Raw genomic sequence first — 1,364 nt, 5'->3', positions numbered from 1 at the left:
GCAGGCGGTGATGGCCGCCTGCAGCACGTACGGGCCGGGCTTGCCGTCGAGCACCGCCTGCCACGCCCGGGCCCGCCGCTTCTCCGACACCGACTGGGAGAGCATCGCCTGGCTGTACGAGCTCCTGGCCGAGGCGATGCCGTCCCCGGTGGTCGAGCTGAACCGCGCGGTGGCGCAGTCCATGGCGTTCGGTCCGGAGGCGGGCCTGGCGCTGCTGGATCAGCTGATGGCCTTCCCGGCCATGCAGACCTACCACCTGTTGCCCAGCACGCGCGGCGACCTGCTGGCCAAGCTGGGCCGGCACGCCGAGGCAAGAGCGGAGTTCGAGAGGGCGGCCTCCCTGACCCGCAACGAGCGGGAGCGAACCTTACTGCTCAACCGAGCCGCACAGTCACCCGAGTGACACCAGCGCGAACCGCGGTCATTCTCAAGGAGACTCTGTACCTACTGGTATGTACACTGGCGCTATGGATTCGCGGCAGCTTCTGGTCGACACGATGAGCGAGCTCATGTGGGAGCGCGGCTATGCCGACACCAGCCCGCGTGAGGTGCGCAAACGATCCGGCGTGGGACAGGGCAGCATGTACCACCACTTCCCCACCAAGCGGGACCTGGCGCTCGCCGCCCTGGAGCGCAACGTCGCCGACCTGCTGCCGGCCGCGTCCGAGCTCGACGGCCCGGGCGACCCGATGGCCCGCATCGAGGCCTACCTGATGCGTCCGCGCGACGCCCTCAAGGGCTGCAAGGTCGGCCGCCTGACCCAGGATCCGCAGGTTCGCGAGGACCCGGTGCTGCTCGCGCCGGTGGCCCGCGCGTTCGCTCAGGTCCACCTCAGCTGGGTCAAGGTGCTACGCGAGGCGGTTGCCGCAGGCGAGCTGAGGGACGACCTCGACGCCGAGCGCCTGGCCCACACCCTGATGGCTGTGCTGCAGGGCGGCTACGTCCTCGCGATCGCGCAGCAGGACCCGGGCCCGTTCGACCAGGCCCGCGCCGGCGCGCTCGACCTGCTCCGGGCGGCGGCGCCGGCCGTACCCGACCCCAAGAACGACGGGAGGAACTGAACACCATGACGGTACGCATCGGCATCAACGGGTTCGGACGGATCGGGCGCAGCTACCTGCGCGCCGCCCTGGCGGGCAACGCCGACGTCGAGGTGGTCGCGGTCAACGACCTCACCGACGCCCGTACGCTGGCCACCCTGCTCGAATGGGACTCCGTCTCCGGCCACCTCGACGGGGTCGCCTTCGACGGCGCCGCGATCGCCGTCCAGGGCAACCGGATCAAGGTCTTCGCGCAGTCCGACCCGGCCACCATTCCGTGGGGCGACGTCGCCGCCGACATGGGACTAGAGTACAGCGGCCACA

The 1,364-nt window shown here is 70.5% G+C and carries 2 protein-coding genes and 1 pseudogene; all 3 read left to right on the top strand.

Annotated features, from left to right (window positions below; genetic code table 11):
• Positions 1-403 (top strand): annotated as a pseudogene (locus tag AB0M20_RS43765) (RNA polymerase subunit sigma-24); the annotation flags it as partial.
• Between the two features lie 64 nt (positions 404-467).
• Positions 468-1,061 carry a TetR/AcrR family transcriptional regulator gene (locus tag AB0M20_RS43760; protein ID WP_364307424.1) on the top strand — a complete coding sequence of 198 codons (594 nt, stop codon included), beginning with the start codon at positions 468-470 and terminating at the stop codon, positions 1,059-1,061.
• A gap of 5 nt (positions 1,062-1,066) precedes the next feature.
• A partial coding sequence (locus tag AB0M20_RS43755) for a glyceraldehyde 3-phosphate dehydrogenase NAD-binding domain-containing protein (protein ID WP_364307422.1) occupies positions 1,067-1,364 on the top strand: 298 nt, incomplete at its 3' end.

It is taken from the genome of Actinoplanes sp. NPDC051633 (assembly GCF_040681735.1).
In the GTDB taxonomy this organism is placed as follows: Bacteria; Actinomycetota; Actinomycetes; order Mycobacteriales; family Micromonosporaceae; genus Actinoplanes.
This window is presented reverse-complemented; position numbering and strand designations above follow the sequence as displayed.

Coding starts and splice junctions, on each gene's coding strand:
- AB0M20_RS43760 (WP_364307424.1), top strand. CDS start 468: ATGGATTCGCGGCAGCTTCTGGTCGACACGATGAGCGAGCTCATGTGG.